General features: G+C 66.8%; 22 protein-coding genes. 13 read left to right on the top strand and 9 right to left on the bottom strand.

Going from position 1 to position 21,530, the window contains the following annotated elements; all coding sequences use genetic code 11:
• The first annotated feature begins 118 nt into the window (after positions 1-118).
• The 3 genes from gcvA to ettA all read left to right on the top strand — a co-directional run bounded on the left by gcvA (position 119) and on the right by ettA (position 3,302).
• The gene (gene gcvA, locus AC1Z3W_RS20840; protein WP_057924697.1) at positions 119-1,036 is read left to right on the top strand and encodes a transcriptional regulator GcvA; all 918 of its coding nucleotides are present in this window, start codon (positions 119-121) and stop codon (positions 1,034-1,036) included.
• A gap of 109 nt (positions 1,037-1,145) precedes the next feature.
• A complete protein-coding gene (locus AC1Z3W_RS20835; RefSeq protein ID WP_175826132.1) occupies positions 1,146-1,454 on the top strand; it encodes a DUF3761 domain-containing protein in 309 nt (102 codons plus the stop codon).
• A gap of 180 nt (positions 1,455-1,634) precedes the next feature.
• The gene (ettA, locus tag AC1Z3W_RS20830; RefSeq protein WP_006752677.1) at positions 1,635-3,302 is read left to right on the top strand and encodes an energy-dependent translational throttle protein EttA; all 1,668 of its coding nucleotides are present in this window, start codon (positions 1,635-1,637) and stop codon (positions 3,300-3,302) included.
• A 130-nt stretch (positions 3,303-3,432) separates the two neighbouring features.
• Here the strand turns inward: ettA and AC1Z3W_RS20825 are convergent, their stop codons facing one another.
• The 4 genes from AC1Z3W_RS20825 to AC1Z3W_RS20810 all read right to left on the bottom strand — a co-directional run bounded on the left by AC1Z3W_RS20825 (position 3,433) and on the right by AC1Z3W_RS20810 (position 6,754).
• Positions 3,433-4,056, bottom strand: a complete 624-nt coding sequence (locus tag AC1Z3W_RS20825) for an HAD family hydrolase (RefSeq protein WP_057924699.1) — start codon at positions 4,054-4,056, stop codon at positions 3,433-3,435.
• Positions 4,053-4,604: a cysteine hydrolase family protein gene (locus AC1Z3W_RS20820; RefSeq protein WP_483508383.1), complete on the bottom strand. Its 552-nt coding sequence runs from the start codon at positions 4,602-4,604 to the stop codon at positions 4,053-4,055. Before AC1Z3W_RS20820 ends, AC1Z3W_RS20825 begins: the two co-directional genes overlap by 4 nt.
• A gap of 62 nt (positions 4,605-4,666) precedes the next feature.
• A complete protein-coding gene (locus AC1Z3W_RS20815) occupies positions 4,667-6,481 on the bottom strand; it encodes an aminopeptidase P family protein (protein ID WP_124834955.1) in 1,815 nt (604 codons plus the stop codon).
• Between the two features lie 18 nt (positions 6,482-6,499).
• Positions 6,500-6,754 (bottom strand): hypothetical protein, encoded by a 255-nt coding sequence (locus AC1Z3W_RS20810; protein WP_006759431.1) that lies wholly within the window; start codon positions 6,752-6,754, stop codon positions 6,500-6,502.
• 171 nt (positions 6,755-6,925) lie between these two features.
• Between AC1Z3W_RS20810 and AC1Z3W_RS20805 the strand changes: the two genes are divergently transcribed.
• The 7 genes from AC1Z3W_RS20805 to AC1Z3W_RS20775 all read left to right on the top strand — a co-directional run bounded on the left by AC1Z3W_RS20805 (position 6,926) and on the right by AC1Z3W_RS20775 (position 13,025).
• On the top strand, positions 6,926-7,687 hold the full coding sequence (locus AC1Z3W_RS20805) for a response regulator transcription factor (protein ID WP_483508382.1): 762 nt from the start codon (positions 6,926-6,928) through the stop codon (positions 7,685-7,687).
• Positions 7,688-7,713: 26 nt separating this feature from the next.
• Complete coding sequence (gene hemA / locus AC1Z3W_RS20800) at positions 7,714-9,012, top strand: glutamyl-tRNA reductase (protein ID WP_057924703.1); 1,299 nt, start codon at positions 7,714-7,716, stop codon at positions 9,010-9,012.
• An 81-nt stretch (positions 9,013-9,093) separates the two neighbouring features.
• Entirely contained in the window at positions 9,094-10,176 is a 1,083-nt protein-coding gene (prfA, locus tag AC1Z3W_RS20795) for a peptide chain release factor 1 (protein WP_124834957.1), read from the top strand.
• A gap of 7 nt (positions 10,177-10,183) precedes the next feature.
• The gene (prmC, locus tag AC1Z3W_RS20790; protein ID WP_483508381.1) at positions 10,184-11,026 is read left to right on the top strand and encodes a peptide chain release factor N(5)-glutamine methyltransferase; all 843 of its coding nucleotides are present in this window, start codon (positions 10,184-10,186) and stop codon (positions 11,024-11,026) included.
• Positions 11,027-11,093: 67 nt separating this feature from the next.
• Positions 11,094-11,405 (top strand): Grx4 family monothiol glutaredoxin, encoded by a 312-nt coding sequence (grxD, locus tag AC1Z3W_RS20785; protein ID WP_011883132.1) that lies wholly within the window; start codon positions 11,094-11,096, stop codon positions 11,403-11,405.
• A gap of 13 nt (positions 11,406-11,418) precedes the next feature.
• Positions 11,419-12,015 carry a UbiX family flavin prenyltransferase gene (locus AC1Z3W_RS20780; protein ID WP_057924706.1) on the top strand — a complete coding sequence of 199 codons (597 nt, stop codon included), beginning with the start codon at positions 11,419-11,421 and terminating at the stop codon, positions 12,013-12,015.
• Between the two features lie 218 nt (positions 12,016-12,233).
• Positions 12,234-13,025 (top strand): DODA-type extradiol aromatic ring-opening family dioxygenase, encoded by a 792-nt coding sequence (locus AC1Z3W_RS20775; RefSeq protein WP_124834959.1) that lies wholly within the window; start codon positions 12,234-12,236, stop codon positions 13,023-13,025.
• 109 nt (positions 13,026-13,134) lie between these two features.
• On the opposite strand, the gene AC1Z3W_RS20770 is transcribed toward AC1Z3W_RS20775, so the two are convergent.
• A complete protein-coding gene (locus tag AC1Z3W_RS20770; RefSeq protein WP_057924708.1) occupies positions 13,135-14,733 on the bottom strand; it encodes an APC family permease in 1,599 nt (532 codons plus the stop codon).
• Between the two features lie 421 nt (positions 14,734-15,154).
• On the opposite strand from AC1Z3W_RS20770, the gene AC1Z3W_RS20765 reads away from it, so the two are divergent.
• Positions 15,155-15,358: a cold-shock protein gene (locus AC1Z3W_RS20765; RefSeq protein ID WP_006477070.1), complete on the top strand. Its 204-nt coding sequence runs from the start codon at positions 15,155-15,157 to the stop codon at positions 15,356-15,358.
• A gap of 124 nt (positions 15,359-15,482) precedes the next feature.
• On the opposite strand, the gene AC1Z3W_RS20760 is transcribed toward AC1Z3W_RS20765, so the two are convergent.
• The 3 genes from AC1Z3W_RS20760 to AC1Z3W_RS20750 form a co-directional block, all read right to left on the bottom strand.
• Positions 15,483-16,733 (bottom strand): Hsp70 family protein, encoded by a 1,251-nt coding sequence (locus AC1Z3W_RS20760; RefSeq protein ID WP_057924709.1) that lies wholly within the window; start codon positions 16,731-16,733, stop codon positions 15,483-15,485.
• A gap of 248 nt (positions 16,734-16,981) precedes the next feature.
• Positions 16,982-17,587 carry a nitroreductase family protein gene (locus AC1Z3W_RS20755; protein ID WP_124834960.1) on the bottom strand — a complete coding sequence of 202 codons (606 nt, stop codon included), beginning with the start codon at positions 17,585-17,587 and terminating at the stop codon, positions 16,982-16,984.
• Between the two features lie 157 nt (positions 17,588-17,744).
• On the bottom strand, positions 17,745-19,028 hold the full coding sequence (locus AC1Z3W_RS20750; RefSeq protein ID WP_057924711.1) for an MFS transporter: 1,284 nt from the start codon (positions 19,026-19,028) through the stop codon (positions 17,745-17,747).
• Between the two features lie 217 nt (positions 19,029-19,245).
• On the opposite strand from AC1Z3W_RS20750, the gene AC1Z3W_RS20745 reads away from it, so the two are divergent.
• Positions 19,246-19,869 carry a TetR/AcrR family transcriptional regulator gene (locus tag AC1Z3W_RS20745; protein WP_057924712.1) on the top strand — a complete coding sequence of 208 codons (624 nt, stop codon included), beginning with the start codon at positions 19,246-19,248 and terminating at the stop codon, positions 19,867-19,869.
• A gap of 82 nt (positions 19,870-19,951) precedes the next feature.
• Positions 19,952-20,524 carry a DUF1415 domain-containing protein gene (locus tag AC1Z3W_RS20740; protein ID WP_124834961.1) on the top strand — a complete coding sequence of 191 codons (573 nt, stop codon included), beginning with the start codon at positions 19,952-19,954 and terminating at the stop codon, positions 20,522-20,524.
• Positions 20,525-20,599: 75 nt separating this feature from the next.
• On the opposite strand, the gene AC1Z3W_RS20735 is transcribed toward AC1Z3W_RS20740, so the two are convergent.
• Positions 20,600-21,487 carry a class I SAM-dependent methyltransferase gene (locus tag AC1Z3W_RS20735; protein WP_057924714.1) on the bottom strand — a complete coding sequence of 296 codons (888 nt, stop codon included), beginning with the start codon at positions 21,485-21,487 and terminating at the stop codon, positions 20,600-20,602.
• Positions 21,488-21,530 lie beyond the last annotated feature (43 nt).

Raw genomic sequence — 21,530 nt, 5'->3', positions numbered from 1 at the left:
GATCGCATCGCCTGCAGCAAGACAGCCGCGACGAATGCGATCCGTTGCGCTGACGGTACTCGCGCGTACGCATCGCCTCAAACGATATTTCGTCGGCCTTTCGCTTTAGAAAAACTCAATGATCCGTTCCCGCCTACCGCCCCTCAACGCGCTGCGTGCGTTCGAGGCGGCCGCCCGCCATCTGTCGGTGAAATCCGCGGCCGAGGAGCTGTCGGTCACGCCCGGCGCGGTAAGCCAGATGATCCGCACGCTCGAGACACATCTCGGCGTGCAACTGTTCGAGCGCGTGAACCGCGGCATCCTGCTGACTGCGGCGGGCCGCGACTACTTGCCGCCCGTGCGCAACGCGTTCCGCCAGATCGCCGACGCATCGCAACGCGTGTCGGGCACCGCCGACAGCGGCGTGCTGACGGTGAGCGTCACGCCGTTTTTCGCGTCCGCATGGCTCGTGCCGCGCCTCGCGCAGTTCCGCGACGCGTGCCCGGACGTCGACCTGCAGATCGTCGCGAGCCACGCGCTCGCCGATTTCTCCCGCGACGGCGTCGACGTCGCGATCCGCCACGGTCTCGGCCGCTACATCGGGCTATGCAGTGAACGGCTGCTGACGGTGGAGATCGTCGCACTCGCGGCGCCGGCACTCGTCGCGCGGCTGGGCATGCCGGCCACGCCAGCCGACCTGGCCGGCTGGCCTCATCTGCACGACGCCGAACGCAAGGGCTGGCACATCTGGTTCGATGCGCAGCGAATCGATGACTTCGGCCCGCCGCGCGGCCCCGCGTTCGACGATTCCGGCCTGTTGCTGCAGGCAATCCTCGCCGGCCAGGGCGCCGGACTGCTGCCGGCGGCGATGGTGCGCAACGAACTCGCGAGCGGCCGGCTCGTGCAGCTTGCCGACGTCGCGTGGCTCGACGACTTCGCGTACTACCTCGTCTATCCGCCGCATCATGCGGAACGTGCGAAAGTCGCGGCGTTCCGCCGGTGGATACTCGATGCCGCGCAGGCCGACGGCGCGGCATCGATGACCGGCGCGGCGTAGCGTGGCCGTACCACCGGGCGGCGGCACCGATCTTCAGCCGGTCGACTGACATGCGACCCGGCCCGCCGGCCTGCGATCACCAGCAGACAACAACATCCGGAGAGAGACCATACCCGCCCTGCTCCGCCGCACGACGCGCATCGCGACCCTGTCGGCCGCGCTGCTCGTCGCGTGCGCTGCCCTGCCGCCTCCGGCGCACGCGTATCGCGCGTCGCCTGGCTATGGCAACGAAGCCGATCTCGACCGGCACGACACGTACCGCAATCGCGACGGCGACACCGTCCATGCGCCGGCCCATTCGAAATCGGGCCGCGTGCCCGAGGGTGCGAGCGCGCGCTGCCGCGACGGCACGGACAGCTTCAGCCGCCATCGGCGCGGCACCTGCTCGGGGCACGGCGGCGTCGCCGCGTGGCTGTGAACGCGGGTCGGCCGAATGGCCTGCGCGGTGCCAGCGGCAGCCGGCGGCGAAGTACAATACGCGCTCGCGCCGCCAACCCGCGGCGACGCCGCCGCGCCACGCTCCGTACCGAATCACCCGACGCCACGCACGCCCATGCGCTGCGTGGCAGTCTCAACCCTTTCTGACTTTCACACCGAAATGGCCCAATACGTTTTCACGATGAACCGGGTCGGCAAGATCGTGCCGCCCAAGCGCCAGATCCTGAAGGACATCTCGCTGTCGTTCTTTCCCGGCGCGAAGATCGGCGTGCTCGGCCTGAACGGCTCGGGCAAGTCGACGCTGATCCGCATCATGGCGGGCGTCGACAAGGACATCGAAGGCGAAGCGACGCCGATGCCGAACCTGAACATCGGCTACCTGCCGCAGGAGCCGCAGCTCGACCCGACGAAGACGGTGCGCGAAGCCGTCGAGGAAGGCCTCGGCGACCTGTTCCAGGCGAACAAGAAGCTTGAAGAAATCTACGCCGCGTATGCGGAACCGGACGCCGACTTCGACGCGCTCGCGGCCGAGCAGGCGAAATACGAAGCGATCCTCGCGTCGAGCGACGGCGGCAGCCCCGAGCAGCAGCTCGAAGTGGCCGCCGACGCGCTGCGCCTGCCGGCGTGGGACGCGAAGATCGAGCACCTGTCGGGCGGCGAAAAGCGCCGCGTCGCGCTGTGCAAGCTGCTGCTCGAGAAGCCGGACATGCTGCTGCTCGACGAACCGACCAACCACCTCGACGCCGAATCGGTCGACTGGCTCGAGCAGTTCCTGGTGCGCTTCCCGGGCACCGTCGTCGCCGTCACGCACGATCGCTACTTCCTCGACAACGCGGCCGAGTGGATTCTCGAACTCGACCGCGGCCACGGCATTCCGTGGAAGGGCAACTACAGCAGCTGGCTCGACCAGAAGGAAGAGCGCCTGAAGCAGGAAGAAGCGTCGGAATCGGCGCGCCAGAAGGCGATCAAGAAGGAACTCGAGTGGGTGCGCCAGAACCCGAAGGGCCGCCAGGCGAAGTCGAAGGCACGTATCGCGCGCTTCGAGGAGCTGAACAGCCAGGAATACCAGAAGCGCAACGAAACGCAGGAAATCTTCATCCCGGTCGGCGACCGCCTCGGCAATGAAGTGATCGAGTTCAAGAACGTCAGCAAGGCATTCGGCGACCGCCTGCTGATCGACAACCTGAACCTGAAGATCCCGGCTGGCGCGATCGTCGGCATCATCGGCCCGAACGGCGCCGGCAAGTCGACGCTGTTCCGGATGCTGACCGGCAAGGAACAGCCGGATTCGGGCGAAGTCGTGATGGGTCCGACCGTGAAGCTCGCATACGTCGACCAGAGCCGCGACGCGCTCGACGGCTCGAAGACGGTGTTCGAGGAAATCTCGGGCGGCGCCGACGTGCTGACGGTCGGCAAGTACGAAACGCCGTCGCGTGCGTACATCGGCCGCTTCAACTTCAAGGGCGGCGACCAGCAGAAGATCGTCGGCAACCTGTCCGGCGGCGAACGCGGGCGCCTGCACCTCGCGAAGACGCTGATCTCCGGCGGCAACGTGCTGCTGCTCGACGAACCGTCGAACGACCTCGACGTCGAAACGCTGCGCGCGCTGGAAGACGCACTGCTCGAGTTCGCGGGTTCGGTGATGGTGATCTCGCACGATCGCTGGTTCCTCGACCGGATCGCGACGCACATCCTCGCGTTCGAAGGCGATTCGCAGGTCACGTTCTTCGACGGCAACTACCAGGAATACGAAGCCGACAAGCGTGCACGCCTCGGCGAGGAAGCCGCGAAGCCGAAGCGCCTGCGTTACAAGCCGATCAGCCGCTGAACGGCGCGGCCCGGGCATCCGGCACTGCGGCAACGCAGAGCCGGGGGCCGAAAGCGGCCGCTCCCGGATCGACAAAACGAAAAAGCGGGCTCCGGCCCGCTTTTTCGTCTGGCTATCGTTGCGTCACCGCCTACGCGAGCGCGCCCAGTTCGCGCAGGCGCGCCTCGGTCGCCGCCGCGCTCGTGTGATGAATGCCATGCCAGCCGAGCGCCGTCGCGGCCGCCGCGTTCTTCGCGTTGTCGTCGATGAACACGAGCTCGTGCGGCGCGATGCCCGGCAGGTGTGGATCGATGCGCGCATGCATTTCGCGATAGATCGCCGGATCGGGTTTCACGAGCTTCACGCGGCCCGACACGACGATGTCCTTGAAGCGCCGCAGCACCGGGAAGTTGTCCCACGCATACGGAAACGTCTGCGCGGACCAGTTGGTCAACCCGAAGAGCGGCATTCCCTGCGCGTCGAGCCGGTCGACGAGCGCCGCGCCTTCGTCGAGCACGCCGCCGATCATCTCGTGCCAGCGCGCGTAGAACGCACGGATCAGCGCCTCGTGCGCCGGAAACTTCGCGACGAGCTCGCGCGTTCCCTCATCGATCGTCTGCCCGCCGTCCTGACGGATCACCCAGTCCATCGCGCACACGTGCGTGAGGAACCAGCGACGCTCGGTTTCGTCCGGAATCAGCTGCCGGTACAGATATTCGGGGCTCCAGTCGATCAGCACGCCGCCGAAATCGAACACCACCGCCTTGATCGTCATGCGAACTCCGTGGCGAGCACATCGGCAAGCGGATGCGGCGTCACCGCATTGCCCGACAGCGTATTGTTTTCCCAGACGAAGTGATGATGCGCGACGATCTGCGCGGCCGACAGGTGCGTGCGCTCGTTCGTCGTGTGCAGGTCGGAGACGACGGTCGTCCGGTAGCCGAGCAGTGCCGCGCGACGCGCGGCCGAATCGACGCAGAACTCGGTCGCATAGCCGCAAATCAGCACCGAACGGATGCCGCGGCCATCGAGTTGCGCGGCGAGCGGCGTGTCGTGGAACGAGTCGCTCATCTGCTTGCGGATGCGCCAGTCGGCGCGACCGACGATCAGCGCCTCATGCAGTTCCCAGCCGGGCGTCCCGGGCACGATGTCGTCGTCCGCATCGCCGTCATGCTGCACGAAGCATACGGGCGCGTTCGCCGCGCGCGCCGCCGCCGTCAGCCGGTTGATACCCGACACGACGTCGTCGAGCCGGTACGCGGGCCGTGCCCGCTGTACCAACCCGCGCTGCATGTCGATCACGATCACTGCGGTATCTGCCATCGGTTGCCCTCTCGATCACGGTCCGGTCGTCGTGCGGCCGGTGCCGCGCGTTGTGCGTGGAATCAGATCGGCTGCGTGCGTGCGTCGAGCCACGCCTTCGCGTCGCCGCTCACGTGCCGACCGACACGCTCGCGCACGGTCGCGTGATACGCGTTCAGCCACGCACGCTCTTCTTCATGCAGCATCTCGAGCAGCACGCAGCGCGTGTCGATCGGGCACAACGTGAGCGTCTCGAACGCGAGGAAATCGCCGAACTCGGTCTGCCCGCTCGCGCGGTTCACGACCAGGTTCTCGATCCGGATGCCCCATTTGCCGGGCCGGTACACGCCCGGCTCGATCGACGTGATCATCCCCTCTTCCATTGCCGTGTACGGCTCGGCCGGCGCGTAGTGCGAGATGACCTGCGGGCCCTCGTGCACGTTCAGGAAGTAGCCGACGCCGTGGCCGGTGCCGTGACCGTAGTCGAGCCCTGCCGCCCACATCGGCGCGCGCGCGATCGCGTCGAGCATCGGCGAGCGGATGCCGCGCGGAAAACGTGCGCGCGACAGCGCCATCATCGACTTCAGCACGATCGTGAAATCGCGGCGCTGCAGGTCGGTAATCGTGCCGACCGGCACGACGCGCGTGATGTCGGTCGTGCCGGTCGTGTACTGACCGCCCGAATCGATGAGCAGCAGGCCGTCGCCGGCGATCGTCGCATGCGACTCGGCCGTCGCGCGGTAGTGCGGCATCGCGCCGTTCGCGTTGAAGCCGGCGATCGTCGCGAAGCTCGGCGACACGTAGCCGGGGCGCCGTGCGCGCGCGGCCGTGAGCTTCTCGTCGATCGTCAGTTCGGTGATCGTCTCGCGGTGCACGGCCTGCTCGAACCACGCGAAGAATTCGGCGAGCGCGGCGCCGTCGTGCTCCATCGTCACACGCACGTGCTCGATCTCGGTGGATGTCTTGCGCGACTTCGCGAACGTCGACGGGTTCACGGCCTCGATCAGCTTCACGCCGGCCGGCACGGCCTCGAGCGTGCCGAACGTCACGCGGCGCGGATCGATCAGCAGCGTCGCGCCGTCGGGCAGCGCCGCGAGCGACGCGCGCGCGGCATCGTACGCGCGAACCTCGACGCCGTCCTGCGCGAGCGATGCAGCCAGCGCCGGCGACACCTTGCCGTCGGCGACGAACAGCGTCGCGCGATCGGTGCCGATCATCGCGTGCGCGACGAACACGGGATTGAAGTTGACATCGGCCCCGCGCAGGTTGAACAACCAGGCGAGATCGTCGAGCGTCGATACGAAATGCCATTGCGCGCCCTGCTCGTGCATCGCACGGCGCACTTCCGCGAGCTTGCTTGCGCGCGTCGTGTCGGCCTGCGGCGCCACGTGCTCGAACACCGCATCGCCCGGCAGCCCCGGGCGCTCCGGCCAGATCGCGTCGAGCAGGTCGAGATCGGTGCGCAGCGCGATGCCGCGTGCGCTCAGCGCGGCTGTCAGCACGCGTGCCGCGGCGACGCCGAGCACGGCGCCGTCGACGCCGACCGTCGCACCGGCCGGCACGTTCTGCGCGAGCCAGTCGACATGCGGCGCGCTCTGCTGCCCGCCCGTCATCTTCATCAGCTGGACGCCCGTGCCGGCCAGTTCGGCCTCGGCCTGCACCCAGTAACGGCTATCGACCCACAAGCCCGCGAAATCCGCGGTCACGACCAGCGTGCCGACCGAGCCCGTGAACCCGGACAGCCAGCGGCGCGCCTGCCAGCGTTCGGGCAGGTACTCGGACAGGTGAGGATCGGCGGACGGCACGAGATAGGCGGCCAGGTCCTCGCGGACCATCGCGCCGCGCAGCAGCGCGAGGCGGGCCGGCACCGGCGAGGCTTCGGGGAGACGGGCATTCATGATTTCACCTGAGAGCTTTCAGCGACGGGCCGACAGGGCGACCGTCACGGCTACGGCGAGGAACGCGACACCGGTGCAGACCGGCCATTCGAGCGTTTCGCCATCGTAAAACAGTCCAGAGAGGTTGCCGGCCATGCGCGCGGCGGCGGCGCCTGCGATACCGACCAGCACCACGATCCACCATGCCGGCCGGCCCGTGCGCCGCATCGGATGCAGCCACCGGCCGAACAGCCCGACAGCCGCTCCCAGGACAAGGATTCCAAACCAGTTCATTCAACGCCTTCTATAAATTCAGATTCGTCCCATAGGCGTGAACGTTGCCAGCGGCTAGCATCGATTCATCCATCGAACCCGAGACCAGCCGGGCGCCGCGAACATTCGAGTGTATGGGCCGACCTGACATTATGGCAAGCGCGCACCGGCAGCCGTATTGAAGAAATCCTCATGCGAATCGCCCTGATCGATCCGGAGGCGCGTCATGCTGCGCTCCTGAACCGCCTGCTCTTCGCCGGCGGTCATGTGTGCCACGCGTTTGCGTCCAGCGCGGCATTCTTCGAGTGGCTCGCCACCGATACCTGCGACATGCTGATCACCGGCCACTGGGCCGGCGATCAACCGGCCGAGGAAGTCATCCCGCGCGCGCAGACGATCCTGCCCGGGCTGCCGGCCATCGTCGTGATGCAGTTGCCGCGCGAAAGCGAAGTCGTGTCGTGCCTGCACGCAGGCGCCGACGACTGCCTCGTGCGGCCGGTGAGCGGGCCCGAGCTGCTCGCACGGGTCAACGCGCTGAGCCGGCGCGCCGGGGTCCGGCGGCCGCCGAATCGCTCGCGCGAAATGTATGGAGAATACGCGTCCGATGCGACCCACGGCCTCGTGCGCTTCGGCGACGCGGTCGTCTCGCTCACGCCGAAGGAGTTCCGCTTCGCGCAGCTGCTGTTCGCAAACCTGTCCCGCCCCGTGTCGCGGGCCCATATCCTCGAAACGGTCTGGGCCTGCCGCCGCGACATGAAGTCGCGCACCCTCGACACCCATGCGTCGCGGTTGCGCAGCAAACTGCAGTTGTTTCCGGAGCGCGGCTACCGGCTTCTGCCGCTCTATGGCTTTGGCTATCAGCTCGATCGCGTGCCGATAGAGCCCCCAAATTCGAGGCCACGCCACACTGATGCCCGGTATGCCGCGAGTGAGGAAATCGCTGAAACGCTATAATATGGGGCTAAACGATAGCCCTCGATATGCAACTCCTCACGATCGGAATCAACCACCACACTGCGCCTGTCGCCCTGCGCGAACGCGTGGCGTTTCCGCTCGAGCAAATCAAGCCGGCTCTCGTCACGTTCAAGAACGTGTTCCTCGGCCCCCAGGCGCCGAATGCGCCCGAAGCGGCGATCCTCTCCACCTGCAACCGCACCGAGCTCTACTGCGCGACCGACGATCGCGCCGCCCGCGAGGGGGCGATTCGCTGGCTGTCGGAGTACCACCAGATTCCAGTCGATGAACTCGCGCCGCACGTCTATGCGCTGCCGCAGTCGGAAGCGGTCCGGCACGCATTCCGCGTCGCGTCGGGCCTCGATTCGATGGTGCTCGGCGAAACGCAGATCCTGGGCCAGATGAAGGATGCGGTGCGCACCGCGACGGAAGCCGGCGCGCTCGGCACCTATCTGAACCAGTTGTTCCAGCGCACGTTCGCCGTCGCGAAGGAAGTGCGCGGCACGACCGAGATCGGCGCTCAGTCGGTGTCGATGGCCGCCGCCGCAGTCCGCCTCGCGCAGCGCATCTTCGAAAAGGTGTCGGATCAACGGGTGCTGTTCATCGGCGCCGGCGAGATGATCGAGCTGTGCGCGACGCACTTCGCCGCGCAGAGCCCGCGCGAGCTCGTCGTCGCGAACCGCACGGCCGAACGCGGCCAGCGGCTCGCCGAACGCTTCAATGGCCGCGCGATGCCGCTGTCCGACCTGCCGGCCCGCATGCACGAGTTCGACATCATCGTGTCGTGCACCGCGTCGACGCTGCCGATCATCGGCCTCGGCGCGGTCGAGCGTGCGGTGAAGGCTCGCCGCCACCGTCCGATCTTCATGGTCGACCTCGCGGTGCCACGCGACATCGAGCCGGAAGTCGGCAAGCTGAAGGACGTATTCCTCTACACCGTCGACGATCTCGGCGCGATCGTGCGCGAAGGCAACGCATCGCGCCAGGCCGCGGTCGCGCAGGCCGAGACGATCATCGAGACGCGCGTACAGAATTTCATGCAGTGGCTCGACACGCGCAGTGTCGTGCCGGTGATCCGCCACATGCATACGCAGGCCGACGCGTTGCGCCGTGCCGAAGTCGAGAAGGCGCAGAAGCTGCTCGCGCGCGGCGACGATCCGGCCGCCGTCCTCGAAGCGCTGTCGCAGGCGCTCACCAACAAGCTGATCCACGGCCCGACGAGCGCGCTCAACCGCGTGAACGGCGCCGACCGCGATTCGCTGATCGACCTGATGCGCGGCTTCTACCAGCACGCGCCGCGCTCGAACGACCAGTCCGGCCACTAGCGCCGGTCGGTTGCCCTGCCGCCGGCCGCGAGCCGGCCTATCCTTTCCGAATACCCTTGCCCGGGAGCGCCGCTCCACACCATGAAGACGAGCATGCAACGCAAGCTCGACCAGCTGTCTACCCGGCTGGCCGAACTGAACGACCTGCTGAGCCGCGAAAACGTCACGGCCGACCTCGACCAGTACCGCAAGCTGACGCGCGAACACGCGGAACTCGGCCCGGTCGTCGAGCAGTACGCACTGTGGCGCCAGTCGCGCAGCGACGAGACGGCCGCGCAGGAGTTGCTCTCCGATGCATCGATGCGCGATTTCGCCGAAGACGAGATTCGCAGCGCACGTGAGCGCATGGTCCGCCTCGAAGGCGAGTTGCAGAAGATGCTGCTGCCGAAGGACCCGAACGACGACCGCAACATTTTCCTCGAAATCCGTGCGGGCACCGGCGGCGACGAATCGGCGCTGTTCGCGGGCGACCTGCTGCGCATGTACCTGCGCTTCGCGGAACGCCAGCGCTGGCAGGTCGAGATGATGTCGGAGAGCCCGTCGGATCTCGGTGGCTACAAGGAAGTGATCGTGCGGATTGCGGGCCAGGGCGCGTACTCGCGCCTGAAGTTCGAATCGGGCGGCCATCGCGTGCAGCGCGTGCCGGCAACCGAGACGCAGGGGCGCATCCACACGTCCGCATGCACGGTCGCGGTGATGCCGGAAGCCGACGAGATCGGCGAGGTCGAGATCAATCCGGCCGACCTGCGGATCGACACGTTCCGCGCGTCGGGCGCGGGCGGCCAGCACATCAACAAGACCGATTCGGCCGTGCGCGTCACGCACATCCCGACCGGGATCGTCGTCGAGTGCCAGGACGACCGCTCGCAGCACAAGAACAAGGATCGCGCGCTGAAGGTGCTCGCCGCGCGGATCAAGGACAAGCAGTATCACGAGCAGCACGCGAAGGAAGCGGCGACGCGCAAGAGCCTGATCGGCTCCGGCGACCGCTCGGAGCGGATCCGCACGTACAACTTCCCACAGGGCCGGATGACCGACCACCGGATCAACCTGACGCTGTACCGGCTCGAGGCGCTGATGGACGGCGATCTCGACGAACTGATCGGCGCGCTCGTCAGCGAGCACCAGGCCGAACTGCTCGCGTCGCTCGGCGACACCGACTGAGGCCGCGATGTCCGACACCACCGCCGACGACCTGCTGCGTGCATCGCCGCTCGACCCGGTCGATGCACGCGTGCTGCTCGCGTACGCGCTCGGCTGGACGCGAACGCAACTCATCACGCGCGGCGACGTCCCGCTCGAGCCTGCCGCGATCGAGCGCTTCCGCGCCCTCGAAGCGCGCCGCGTGGCCGGCGAGCCGGTCGCGCAGCTCGTCGGGATGCGCGAATTCTTCGGCCGGCCGTTCGACGTGACGCCCGACGTGCTGATTCCGCGCCCCGAAACCGAACTGCTCGTCGAAGCGGCGCTCGATGCGATCGACGAACGGCCGCATCCGGCCGTGCTCGATCTCGGCACCGGCAGCGGCGCGATCGCCGTGTCGATCGCGGCAGAACGGCCTGACGCACGCGTTTGGGCGCTCGACCGTTCGTCGGCCGCGCTCGAAGTCGCGCAGCACAACGCGGACAAGCTGCTCGACGCGCGCCGCCCCGGCGGCCCGCTGCACTGGCTGCGGAGCGACTGGTACGCCGCGCTCGACCCGGCGCTCGCGTTCGACACGATCGTCAGCAATCCGCCGTACATCGCGCGGCACGATCCGCACCTCGCGCAGGGCGACCTGCGTTTCGAGCCGCGCGGCGCGCTCACCGACGACGCCGACGGCCTGAGCGCGATCCGCACGATCGTCGCAGGCGCCGGCGCCTACCTGAAACCGGGCGGCACGCTCTGGATCGAGCACGGCTACGACCAGGCCGAAGCCGTCCGCGCGCTGCTCGTGTCACGCGGCTTCGTCGCGGTCGAATCGCTCACCGATCTGGCTGCGATCGAACGCACGACAGGCGGCCGCCGGCCCGGCTGATGGCCCGCCCGCCCGGTTGAAATCCGCTATCATTTCGTTCTAACGCCCCGCAAACGCAAGGTCAGTCATGGACACCCAACAACGTATCAAGCAAATCGTCGACGAAAACCAGGTCGTGCTCTTCATGAAGGGCAACGCGCAATTCCCGATGTGCGGCTTCTCGGGCCGCGCCGTGCAGGTGCTGAAAGCCTGCGGCGTCGACCAGTTCAAGACGGTCAACGTGCTCGAGGACGACGAAATCCGCCAGGGCATCAAGGAATTCTCGAACTGGCCGACCATCCCGCAGCTGTACGTGAAGGGCGAATTCATCGGCGGCTCGGACATCATGATGGAGATGTACCAGTCGGGCGAACTGCAGCAACTGTTCGCCGCCGCGTAACGCCCCCTTCCCGATGGCATCTCCCAGCGCGCCGCCACGCCGGCTGATCGTCGCGATCACCGGCGCCACCGGCGCGGTCTACGGCGTGCGGCTGCTTGAATTGCTGCGCGCCGCCGGCGGCGTCGAAACGCATCTGCTGGTTTCGAACGCCGGCTGGCTCAATATCCAGCATGAACTGAAGCTGTCGAAGGCCGAGGTCGAAAGCCGTGCGGATGTCGTGCATTCGGTGCGCGATGTCGGCGCAACGATCGCATCGGGTTCGTTCGCGACCGACGGGATGGTGATCGCACCCTGCTCGATGAAGACGCTTGCGAGCGTCGCACACGGGCTGTCGGACAACCTGATCACGCGCGCAGCCGACGTCACGCTGAAGGAACGCCGCCGTCTCGTGTTGATGGTGCGCGAAACGCCGTTCAACCTCGCGCATCTGCGCAACATGACCGCCGTGACCGAAATGGGCGGCATCGTGTTTCCGCCGCTACCCGCGTTCTACGCAATGCCGAAGACGATCGAGGAACTCGTCGACCAGACCGTCACGCGCGTGCTCGACCTGTTCGCGCTCAGTGCGCCGATGACGCCGCCGTGGGCCGGCATCCGGCCCGCACAGTAAGCTGCCCGACGCGGCGCTTGCGCACCGTTCTTCACGCATCTCCGCCGATTCGGCCGCCTTCCGGCTCGATCGAGCCCATCAGGCCCCGCCTGCTCTCATGCCTGCGGAATCGGTCACATTATCAACCGGCGAGATTCAATCAAATTCCACTCCGCGGGTTTATCAATGCGTGGTGCGCGCCTATAGTCACATGCAAACCCTTTTTGCCGGCTCCCACCATGAACCGCTTGCCCTCGCTTTACCTGTCCCACGGCGCGCCGACGCTGCCGATCGACCCGACGCTGCCATCCGGCGCATTCACATACCTCGGTGCCGAATTGCCGCGCCCGCGCGCGGTGCTGATGCTGTCCGCGCACTGGGGCACGCAGCAGCCGGTCGCGAGCGTGGCCGCACAGCCGGAAACGATCCATGACTTCCATGGCTTCCCGCGCGCGCTGTACGAGATCCGCTATCCGGCACCCGGCGCGCCCGAGGTCGCCGAACGGGCGGCCACGCTGCTGAACGCAGCCGGCATCGCGACCGCCACGACCGAGCACGGCCTTGACCATGGCGCGTGGGTGCCGATGCTGCTGATGTTTCCGGAGGCGGACGTACCGGTCGCGCAGCTATCGATCCAGCCGCGCGCGGACGCCGCCCATCACTTCGCGCTCGGCCGCGCGCTGCGGCCGCTGCGCGACGAAGGCGTGATGGTGATTGGCTCGGGCCAGATCACGCACAACCTGCGCGAAGCCGATTTCGGTGCGGCGCCCGAGGATGCGGACCCGCGCGTCGCGGAGTTCACCGACTGGTTCGAGGCGAAGCTTGCCGCACGCGATGTGGATGCACTACTCGACTATCGCCGGCAGGCGCCGCACGCGGTACTGATGCACCCGACCGACGAACACCTGCTGCCGGTGTTCACCGCGCTCGGTGCGGCCGACGACGATTACCGGCTGGGCATCCAGTCGCTCGGCACGTATCAACGCGTGCTCGCGATGACGAACTACGTATTCGCGAGCGCGGCCGCCTGAGTCGCGCGGCACAACCGGCGACCACAAACGAAAAGCCCGCCCGAGCATCGCTCGGGCGGGCTTTTTCCTGCACTTTCCGCCACCGCCGATTCCGGTGGCAGATCAGGCGTCAGGCACCGACCCCTTCGAGGATCTCGTCGTGCGACTCGCGCTCGTCGAGATACTTGGTCCGGTAGCCCGTGTTCACGCCCCAGAAGTAGAACACCAGCGAAATCCCCCCAACGATCAGCATGTCCCAGCCGTACGGCAGAAGACCATGACCGCCGAACTCCTTGCTGCCGATCAGCGACAGCACGGCCATCGTCGGCAGGTACGCGACCAGCCACCATGCGGCCTTCAGGTCAGCGCCCCAGCCGGTCCAGCCAGCCTTGGCCTGGAAGAAGAAGTACACCGGCAGCGCGACGATCATCAGCAGGATGATTTCGCCGGTCAGCGGCCACTTCGCCCAGTACAGGATCAGCGACGCGCAGACGAACGCGAACGGTGCGATCAGCTTCATCAGCGGAATCGACAGCGGACGCTCGATGTCGGTCGCCGCGCGGCGCAGCGCCATCAGGCTGATCGGGCCGGTCAGGTACGAGATAACCGTCGCAACCGAGATCACCGCCGCGAGCGAGCTCCAGCCACGGAAGAAGAACAGGAAGATGAACGACACGAGCAGGTTGAACCACATCGCCTGGCGCGGCACACCGTAGATCGGGTGCACGTTGCCGAACATCTTCGGCATCGTGTTGTTGCGCTCCATCGCGTAGATCATCCGGGTGGTCGTCGCCATGTAAGTCGTACCGGTGCCGCTCGGGCTGATGAACGCGTCGACATACAGCAGGATCGCCAGCCAGTTCAGGTTCAGTGCGATCGCGAGTTCCGCGAACGGCGACGAGAAGTTGAAGTGCGCCCAGCCCTTCGCAACGTCGGCCGGATTCACCGAGCCGATGTACGCCATCTGCAGCAGCACGTAGATCACGAGTGCGAGCAGGATCGACGTGATCACCGCGAACGGCACGCTGCGCGACGGATTGCGCGCTTCGCCGGCCAGGTTCACCGGACTCTGGAAGCCGTTGAACGCGAACACGATACCGCTCGTCGAGACCGCGGTCAGCACGGCCGACCAGCCGTACGGCGCGAAGCTCGCGTTCGATGCGGTGCCGAGGTTGTCCGGGTGGAAGCTCGTCAGCATCAGGCCGAGGATGGTGAGGCCGGGGATCAGGAACTTGAAGATCGTGATCGCGGTGTTCGCACGCGCGAAGGCCTTGACACCCCAGTAGTTCAGCATGAAGTAGATGACGACCAGCACGGCCGACAGCAGCAGGCCCGGTGTCGTCAGTTCGCCGTTCACGAACAGCGCATGCGCCCACGGATACGGCCACGTGCTCATGTACTGGATCGACGCTTCCGCCTCGATCGGAATCACCGATACGATCGCGATCCAGTTCGCCCACGCGCTGATGAAGCCCACCAGCGAACCGTGCGAGTAGCGCGCGTAGCGCACCATGCCGCCCGACTCGGGGAACATCGCGCCCAGTTCAGCGTACGTCAGCGCAATCGCGAGAATCACGACCGCACCGATGATCCACGCGCAAATCGCCGCCGGACCGGCGATCTTCGCGGCCTTCCAGGCGCCGAACAGCCAGCCCGAGCCGATAATTGAACCCAGCCCCGTCAACATCAGTGCAAACGGGCCGATGTTCCGTTGAATAGAACTCTTCACATCCTCTCCTGTGTCTCAAAAAGCGTGGTCGGCCCGCGGTCCGGGATCGGCTCGGACAGCAGCGCGCACGCCATTTTGGGGGGACGGATCACCCGATCGGGGCAACCCGTCCACGCGGCGCGTAGTTTAACGGGTTGCACCTGCAAGTTGGCGCCAAAATCATCCAGCCTCTACAAAAAATTCGCGTCATTTGCAAGGTTTGTAAACCTGAACCCCGCAATAACCCTGAGTGAATGGAAATCCGGTTGACCGCGGGAGCGATAAGCCGTATAAACAACGTTGCAGGATTTCAAGCGGCGAGTGAATTGGTTCTTTCGTAGTTCGCCCATCAACGGTACTCCGGTTGGTCCTATTACCCCCTTCCTTGATTTTCCGCACCCATGGGCCTCGGCCCCGTTTTATCTTTTTAGGAACAAGTAACATGGCAACCGGTACCGTCAAGTGGTTCAATGACGCAAAGGGCTTCGGCTTCATCACCCCGGAAGGCGGCGGCGACGATCTGTTCGCGCACTTCTCGGAAATCCGCGTCGAAGGCTTCAAGACGCTGCAAGAAAACCAGAAGGTTGAATTCGAAGTGAAGACGGGCCCGAAGGGTCTGCAAGCTGCGAACATCCGTCCGGTCTAAGTTCGGCGCGATATTTCGTGTAAAAAAGCCCCGCTTCGGCGGGGCTTTTTGTTTTGCGGCGCGCGGATCATGCTGCCGCCGATAATCCGAGCGGCCATCGGCCGTGTTGGATTTTTGCACCCGCTCAGCCGAACAGCCGTTGCGCGTGGATGCCGAGCCCCGTCGCGACACTCGCGAGACGGTCGCCGAACACCGGCTGCGCGTCCGGAAACGCGCCGGCGAGCGCACCCGACAGGAATGCGAGCCCGGTCGAGCCGCCGGTGAAATACAGCGCGCCGACGTCGCGCGGCGCGACGCCCGCAATCCGCACGGTTTCGCGCGCGGCGTCGACGATACGCGCGGTGTCGTCGACGCTCGCACCGACAAGACGTTCGGCGTCGAACGCGATCTGCAGATCCTCTTCCACGTCGTTCAGGTCGATCATCGTCTCCCCGCCCGCCGCAACGCCGATCTTCGCCTCTTCCGCACGCGCCATCAGCGCATGTCCGAGCCGCTGCTCGACCACGCGCGTCAGCCGGTCGTACTGCCGCACGTCCTGGTACAGGTGCTTCATCAGCTTCAGTTCGCCCAGCCGCTTCGGCGTGTAGACCGTGTTGATCAGGTGCCAGGTCGCCAGGTCGAAGTAGATACGGTTCGGCAGTTCGCGCCCTTCGGGATCGAGCGAGCGATATCCGAACGCCGGCAGGATTGCCGCCAGCTCGACGCGGCGGTCGTAATCGGTGCCCGCGACGTGCACGCCGTGGTGCGCGAGCACGTCGTCCTTGCGCTCGAGGCGCGCCATCCGCTCCGGCCCGACACGCACCAGCGAAAAGTCCGACGTACCGCCGCCGATGTCGGCGACTAGCACGAGCCGTTCGGCCGGCTGGCGCGACTCGTAGTCGAACGCGGCCGCGATCGGCTCGTACTGGAAATGCACGTCCGCGAAGCCGACCGACTGCGCGGCCGCTTCGAGCTGATCCTGCGCGAGGCGGTCGGCGCGCGGATCGTCGTCGACGAAGAACACCGGCCGGCCGAGCACCGCGCGGCCGATCGGCGCGCCCGCGCGCGCTTCGGCCTTGCGCTTCAGGTGCGTCAGGAAGCGCGCGATGATCTCCGTGTACGCCATCGCGCTGCCATCGCCGAGATCGGTCGTGGTTTCCGCGAGCGGCGAGCCGAGGATGCTCTTCATCGAGCGCATCAGCCGGCCGTCGAAACCGTCGATATAGGACGCAAGCGCCGCGCGGCCGAATTCGACCGTCTCCTCGTCGTTATTGAAGAAGATCGCGGTGGGGAGCGTCAGGTGGTCGCCCTCGACGGGCGCGAGGCGCATGCCGCCGCCGTCGGGCAGCGCCACGGCGGAATTGGACGTGCCGAAATCGATCGCGCAGTAAGTCATGGGAAGGTGCCGCAGCATGGCCGGCGCGAAAACGGAAAGGACGGGCTTTGTAACATGAAGCCCGCCGGATCACAACCGGGGCCGGCCACCAGTACCGTGCAACCAGCACAGGGCGGCGATCAGGCGCACCTGCGGCGCGCCGGCGACAGGTGCGAACGGGGTGCTCGACGCATCCCCGTCGCGCGCTTGCAGCACGCCGGCAACTGGCGCAGGCAAGGTGCTCGCCCCATGCCTGCCCGCCCGGGGAATCAGGCTGCTGCGTCGAAACCCTTCTTCCAGGCGCCTGCATACACGACCTCGCCGAGCGCATGGCGCGTGCGCGGCGCCTTTTCGCGGTCGCGCAGCACCGGATCGAGCTTGTCGACGTTGCCGTAGTGGCCAAGCGAGATGATTGCCGGAATGGCGACGTCTGCCGGAATCTCGAATGCATCGCGGAACGCCTTCGCGTCGAAACCGCTCATCTGGTGCGCGGCAAGTCCCAGCGCATGCGCCTGCAGTACCAGCGACATCGCGGCCGCGCCCGCGTCGTACAGCGCGGTCGGCGCCGGCTCGCCCTTCGGCGTGAGCGTGTGCGCGGTGACTGCGATCAGCACCGGCGCCGGCGCGTTCCAGCCCTGGTTGAATGGCACCAGCGTCGCGAATGCGCGCTTGAACGCTGCTTCGTCCTGCGCGCGATCGAACACGATGAAGCGCCACGGCTGCGCGTTGTACGCGGACGGTGCCCAGCGCGCGGCTTCGAGCACCGCGTGCAGATCGGCGGCGCCGATCGGCTCGTCCGAATACGCGCGCGGGCTCCAGCGGCCCGCGATCAGGTCGTGAATCGAAACAGTGGTGGGAGCAGGTTTGACGGACATGCGGTTCCTCGCTGACATCGATGAAGGGGCGCGAACGCCCGGCGAACCGCAAGCATAACCGCTTGAGCCGCCACGCGCCCGATCATCCCGCGCAATGCAAATCAGCGATCCTGCATTGATCGGCCGCCCCGCGCACGGGCCGGCCGGAGCGCCGCATTCAGGCCGCCTGCGCAGCCGCGCGAGACGGGCCGCGGTTGATCCGCAGCACGATCAGCGCACCGACGATGCAGAGCCCGCCCGAGATCATCGACGCGATCGTGTAGGTGCCGAGGCTCGCACGCAGCAGCCCCGCGCCGAGCGCCGCGAATGCCGCGCCGAGCTGGTGGCCGGCGACGATCCAGCCGAACACGACCGGCGCCGCGGCTTTGCCGAACACGTCGGTGGCGAGCCGCACGGTCGGCGGCACGGTCGCAATCCAGTCGAGCCCGTAGAACATCGCGAACAGCGGCAGCCCGAAGAAATCGATGCCGAACGCATGCGGCAGGTAGATCAGCGACAGGCCGCGCAGCCCGTAGTACCAGAACAGCAGCACGCGGTTGTCGTAGCGGTCGGACAGCCAGCCCGACAGCGTCGTGCCGAACAGGTCGAACACGCCCATCGCGGCAAGCAGCGACGCGCCCTGCACTTCGGTCATCCCGTAGTCGCTGCACATCGCGATCAGGTGCGTGCCGACATAGCCGTTGGTGCTCGCGCCGCAGATGAAGAAGCTGAAGAACAGCAGCCAGAAATCGCGCGAGCGGCTCGCCGTCAGCAGCGTGCGGAACGCGACCGCGAGCGGATTCTCCTTCGTCGCCGCAGGCGCGGGCGGGGCATCGGCCGGCTCGCCGTACGGGCGCAGCTTCACGTCGGCCGGCCGCTCGGGCAGCAGGAATGCGACCAGCGGAATCACGATCGCGGCAGCCACCGCGACGACCAGCACGACCGGCCGCCAGCCGTGGCGCTGCGCGATCGCCGCGAGCATCGGCAGGAACACGAGCTGGCCGGTGGCCGTGCTCGCGGTCAGGATGCCCATCACGAGGCCGCGCCGCGCATGGAACCAGCGCGTGACGAAGGTCGCGGACAGCGTCAAGGCGACAACGCCGGTCGAACAGCCGACCATCAGGCCCCAGATCACAACCATCTGCCAGCTCTGCGTCATCATCGACGACAGCGCGACGCCCACGCTCATCGTCACCAGCGCGGTCAGGATCGTCGGCCGCAGCCCGAAGCGCTGCATCGCCGCAGCCGCGAACGGGCCCGTCAACCCGTACAGTGCGATGTTCACCGAGATTGCCAGCGAAATCGCCGCGCGGCTCCAGCCGAGCTCACGCTCGAGCGGCACCATCAGCACGCTCGGTGTCGCGCGCGTGCCGGCCGCCGCCAGCAGGATCAGGAAAACCACCGCCGCCGCGAGCCATCCGTAGTGGAAGCGCCCGCCGATTCGTGTCACTGCCCAGTTCATGTTGTCGCTCTCCAGTTGGCGGCCCGGCGCCCGCGTGCCTGCCCCGCCTCACCACCAGGCCACCTCCGCCGCACGCTGCATCGGCTGACCCGGGCCGACACCTGGCATTTGTCTGTCGATCCGGACGGCATTGTTACCGATCGGTCACAAGTGTGTTGCGATCGTAGTGACCAGTCGGTAACATGTCAAGCAATTCATCACGCAGTCGAGGGTCATCATGTCGGGCATCGAGGCCGCCAACAAGGCGCCGGCACGGCGCACGCGCCGGCCGATCGCCGCGGCCGCCGCGCAGGAGCACCTGCTGCGCGCCGCCGAGGAGCTGTTTTACAAGGAAGGGGTGCGCGCGGTCGGTGTCGAGGCGGTCGTGGAACTCGCCGGCGTCAACAAGATGAGCCTGTACCGCCAGTTCTCGTCGAAGGACGAACTGATCCTCGCGTATCTGGAGCGAATGGATGCGTGCTTCTTCGAGCGTTTCGATTCGAGCGTCGCGAAGCACCCGGGCCAGCCGAAAGCGCAGTTGATCCAGTATTTCGTCGATCTCGCGGAGCGCGCGACGCAGAAGGACTATCGCGGCTGCCCGTTCGTCAACGTCGCGGCCGAATTCCCGGATACGTCGCACCCGGCGCGCGAGCGCGTCGCGCAGAACAAGGAACAGTTGATGAAGCGGCTCGTCGCGTTGTGCGAAGGCGCCGGTGCACGGCAGCCGAAAGCGCTCGCCAATGGGCTCGCGCTCGTGATCGAAGGCATCTACGCAGCCAGCCAGACCTACCGGCACGGCGAAACGCCGATCGGCACCGCGCCCGCGCTGGTCACGCAGCTGATCGAAGCCGCCTGTGCGTGACGGGCGGCGCCTGCCCGAACCGGGCGGATCCGCTCCGGCTACAATGCGGCCCTCGCTGTCGCTTTGCCCGATTGCCTCTGCCATGACCGATACCCGCTCCGACTCGCACGACGACATCCTCGCCGCCACGCGGCACTGGCTCGCGCGCGCGGTGATCGGGCTCAATCTGTGCCCGTTCGCGAAGAGCGTCTACGTGAAGGAACAGGTGCGCTATGCGATCAGCGAAGCGACGACGCTCGAGGACGCGCTCGCCGACCTCGAAACCGAACTGCGCGCGCTCGAGGCGGCGGATCCGCAGCAGGTCGACACGACGCTCGTGATCTATCCGCGCGTGTTCGCGGATTTCGTCGACTACAACGATGCGCTGTTCTTCGCCGATCGGCTCGTGCGACAGCTACGGCTCGACGGCGTGCTACAGATCGCGAGCTTCCATCCCGAGTACCGGTTCGAAGGCAGCGAAGCCGACGACATCGAGAACTACACGAACCGCGCACCGTATCCGATCCTGCACCTGCTGCGCGAGGACAGCATCGCGCGCGCGGTCGACGCGTTTCCGGACGCGTCCGCGATCTACGAGAAAAACCAGGAAACGCTGCGCCGCCTCGGCCACGACGGCTGGCGTGAATGGATGCGCCGGCCCGGCGACGACGTCTGACGCGTCGCGCAACGGCCGGCTACCGCGCGGCGGACCCGCCGCGCGTCAGTCGACCTCAATCGGCCTCAATCTGCCTCAGTCCGCAGCAGGCTCGACGGCCGCGCCGGCCGCCGCGGGCGCCGGCACGAAGAAGCGCTCGTTGAGTTCGGCGAGCCCGAACATCCCGAGGATCTCGTTCAGCCGCTCGCCAGGCTTGCGGCGCGGCAGGTTCTTGTACTGCGCGATGATCAGCTCGTTCTTCATCGAATGCTCCCAGCCGACCAGCTCGGTCACGCTGACCTGGTAGCCGTGGGCCTCGAGTTGCAGGCAGCGCAGCACGTTGGTGATCTGGCTGCCGAATTCGCGCGTGTGCAGCGGATGCCGCCACACTTCCGCCAACGCATTCGCGAGCGACTTGCCCTTGTTCTTGCGCAGTACGCCCGCGACTTCCGCCTGGCAGCACGGCACCAGCACGATGTGCTGCGCGCGCTTCGCGAGCGCGAAGCGGATCGCGTCGTCGGTCGCCGTGTCGCATGCATGCAGCGCGGTCACGACATCGACCGTTTCGGGCAGCTTCGGCGACGTGATCGAATCGGCGACCGACAGGTTCAGGAACGACATCCCGCCGAACCCGAGTCGCGCGGCGAGTTCGGTGGAGCGCGTGACGAGCTCCTCGCGCGTCTCGATCCCGTACACGTGCGACGCGAACGCGGGCGTGCCGTGCCCCGGCTGCTGCTTGAAGAACAGGTCGTACAGGATGAAGCCGAGATACGACTTGCCGGCGCCGTGATCGACGAGCGTCACGCCGCCCTTGTCGGCCTGCACGCTCGCGAGCAGCGGCTCGATGAACTGGAACAGGTGATAGACCTGCTTCAGCTTGCGGCGGCTGTCCTGGTTCAGCTTGCCGTCGCGGGTCAGGATGTGCAGTTCCTTCAGCAGCTCGACGGACTGCTCCGGACGGATTTCGTAGGTCTTGTTCGACATCGTGAAACGGCGCCGGGCCACGGTCGGTCGACCACGGCCCGGC

It is taken from the genome of Burkholderia sp. 10_S31, from assembly GCF_056930375.1.
Note: the sequence above shows the minus strand (reverse complement) of the source record. Positions and strands in the feature narration are given on the sequence as shown.

Excerpts from the sequence above, each read along its gene's own strand:
- AC1Z3W_RS20755 (WP_124834960.1), bottom strand. The coding sequence starts at position 17,587 with ATGTCCGTCAAACCTGCTCCCACCACTGTTTCGATTCACGACCTGATC.
- AC1Z3W_RS20735 (WP_057924714.1), bottom strand. The coding sequence starts at position 21,487 with ATGTCGAACAAGACCTACGAAATCCGTCCGGAGCAGTCCGTCGAGCTG.
- hemA (WP_057924703.1), top strand. The coding sequence starts at position 7,714 with ATGCAACTCCTCACGATCGGAATCAACCACCACACTGCGCCTGTCGCC.
- AC1Z3W_RS20775 (WP_124834959.1), top strand. The coding sequence starts at position 12,234 with ATGAACCGCTTGCCCTCGCTTTACCTGTCCCACGGCGCGCCGACGCTG.
- AC1Z3W_RS20750 (WP_057924711.1), bottom strand. The coding sequence starts at position 19,028 with ATGAACTGGGCAGTGACACGAATCGGCGGGCGCTTCCACTACGGATGG.
- AC1Z3W_RS20815 (WP_124834955.1), bottom strand. The coding sequence starts at position 6,481 with ATGAATGCCCGTCTCCCCGAAGCCTCGCCGGTGCCGGCCCGCCTCGCG.
- gcvA (WP_057924697.1), top strand. The coding sequence starts at position 119 with ATGATCCGTTCCCGCCTACCGCCCCTCAACGCGCTGCGTGCGTTCGAG.
- AC1Z3W_RS20820 (WP_483508383.1), bottom strand. The coding sequence starts at position 4,604 with ATGGCAGATACCGCAGTGATCGTGATCGACATGCAGCGCGGGTTGGTA.
- AC1Z3W_RS20805 (WP_483508382.1), top strand. The coding sequence starts at position 6,926 with ATGCGAATCGCCCTGATCGATCCGGAGGCGCGTCATGCTGCGCTCCTG.
- AC1Z3W_RS20780 (WP_057924706.1), top strand. The coding sequence starts at position 11,419 with ATGGCATCTCCCAGCGCGCCGCCACGCCGGCTGATCGTCGCGATCACC.
- AC1Z3W_RS20825 (WP_057924699.1), bottom strand. The coding sequence starts at position 4,056 with ATGACGATCAAGGCGGTGGTGTTCGATTTCGGCGGCGTGCTGATCGAC.
- grxD (WP_011883132.1), top strand. The coding sequence starts at position 11,094 with ATGGACACCCAACAACGTATCAAGCAAATCGTCGACGAAAACCAGGTC.
- AC1Z3W_RS20745 (WP_057924712.1), top strand. The coding sequence starts at position 19,246 with ATGTCGGGCATCGAGGCCGCCAACAAGGCGCCGGCACGGCGCACGCGC.
- AC1Z3W_RS20765 (WP_006477070.1), top strand. The coding sequence starts at position 15,155 with ATGGCAACCGGTACCGTCAAGTGGTTCAATGACGCAAAGGGCTTCGGC.
- AC1Z3W_RS20810 (WP_006759431.1), bottom strand. The coding sequence starts at position 6,754 with ATGAACTGGTTTGGAATCCTTGTCCTGGGAGCGGCTGTCGGGCTGTTC.
- ettA (WP_006752677.1), top strand. The coding sequence starts at position 1,635 with ATGGCCCAATACGTTTTCACGATGAACCGGGTCGGCAAGATCGTGCCG.
- AC1Z3W_RS20760 (WP_057924709.1), bottom strand. The coding sequence starts at position 16,733 with ATGACTTACTGCGCGATCGATTTCGGCACGTCCAATTCCGCCGTGGCG.
- prfA (WP_124834957.1), top strand. The coding sequence starts at position 9,094 with ATGAAGACGAGCATGCAACGCAAGCTCGACCAGCTGTCTACCCGGCTG.
- prmC (WP_483508381.1), top strand. The coding sequence starts at position 10,184 with ATGTCCGACACCACCGCCGACGACCTGCTGCGTGCATCGCCGCTCGAC.
- AC1Z3W_RS20740 (WP_124834961.1), top strand. The coding sequence starts at position 19,952 with ATGACCGATACCCGCTCCGACTCGCACGACGACATCCTCGCCGCCACG.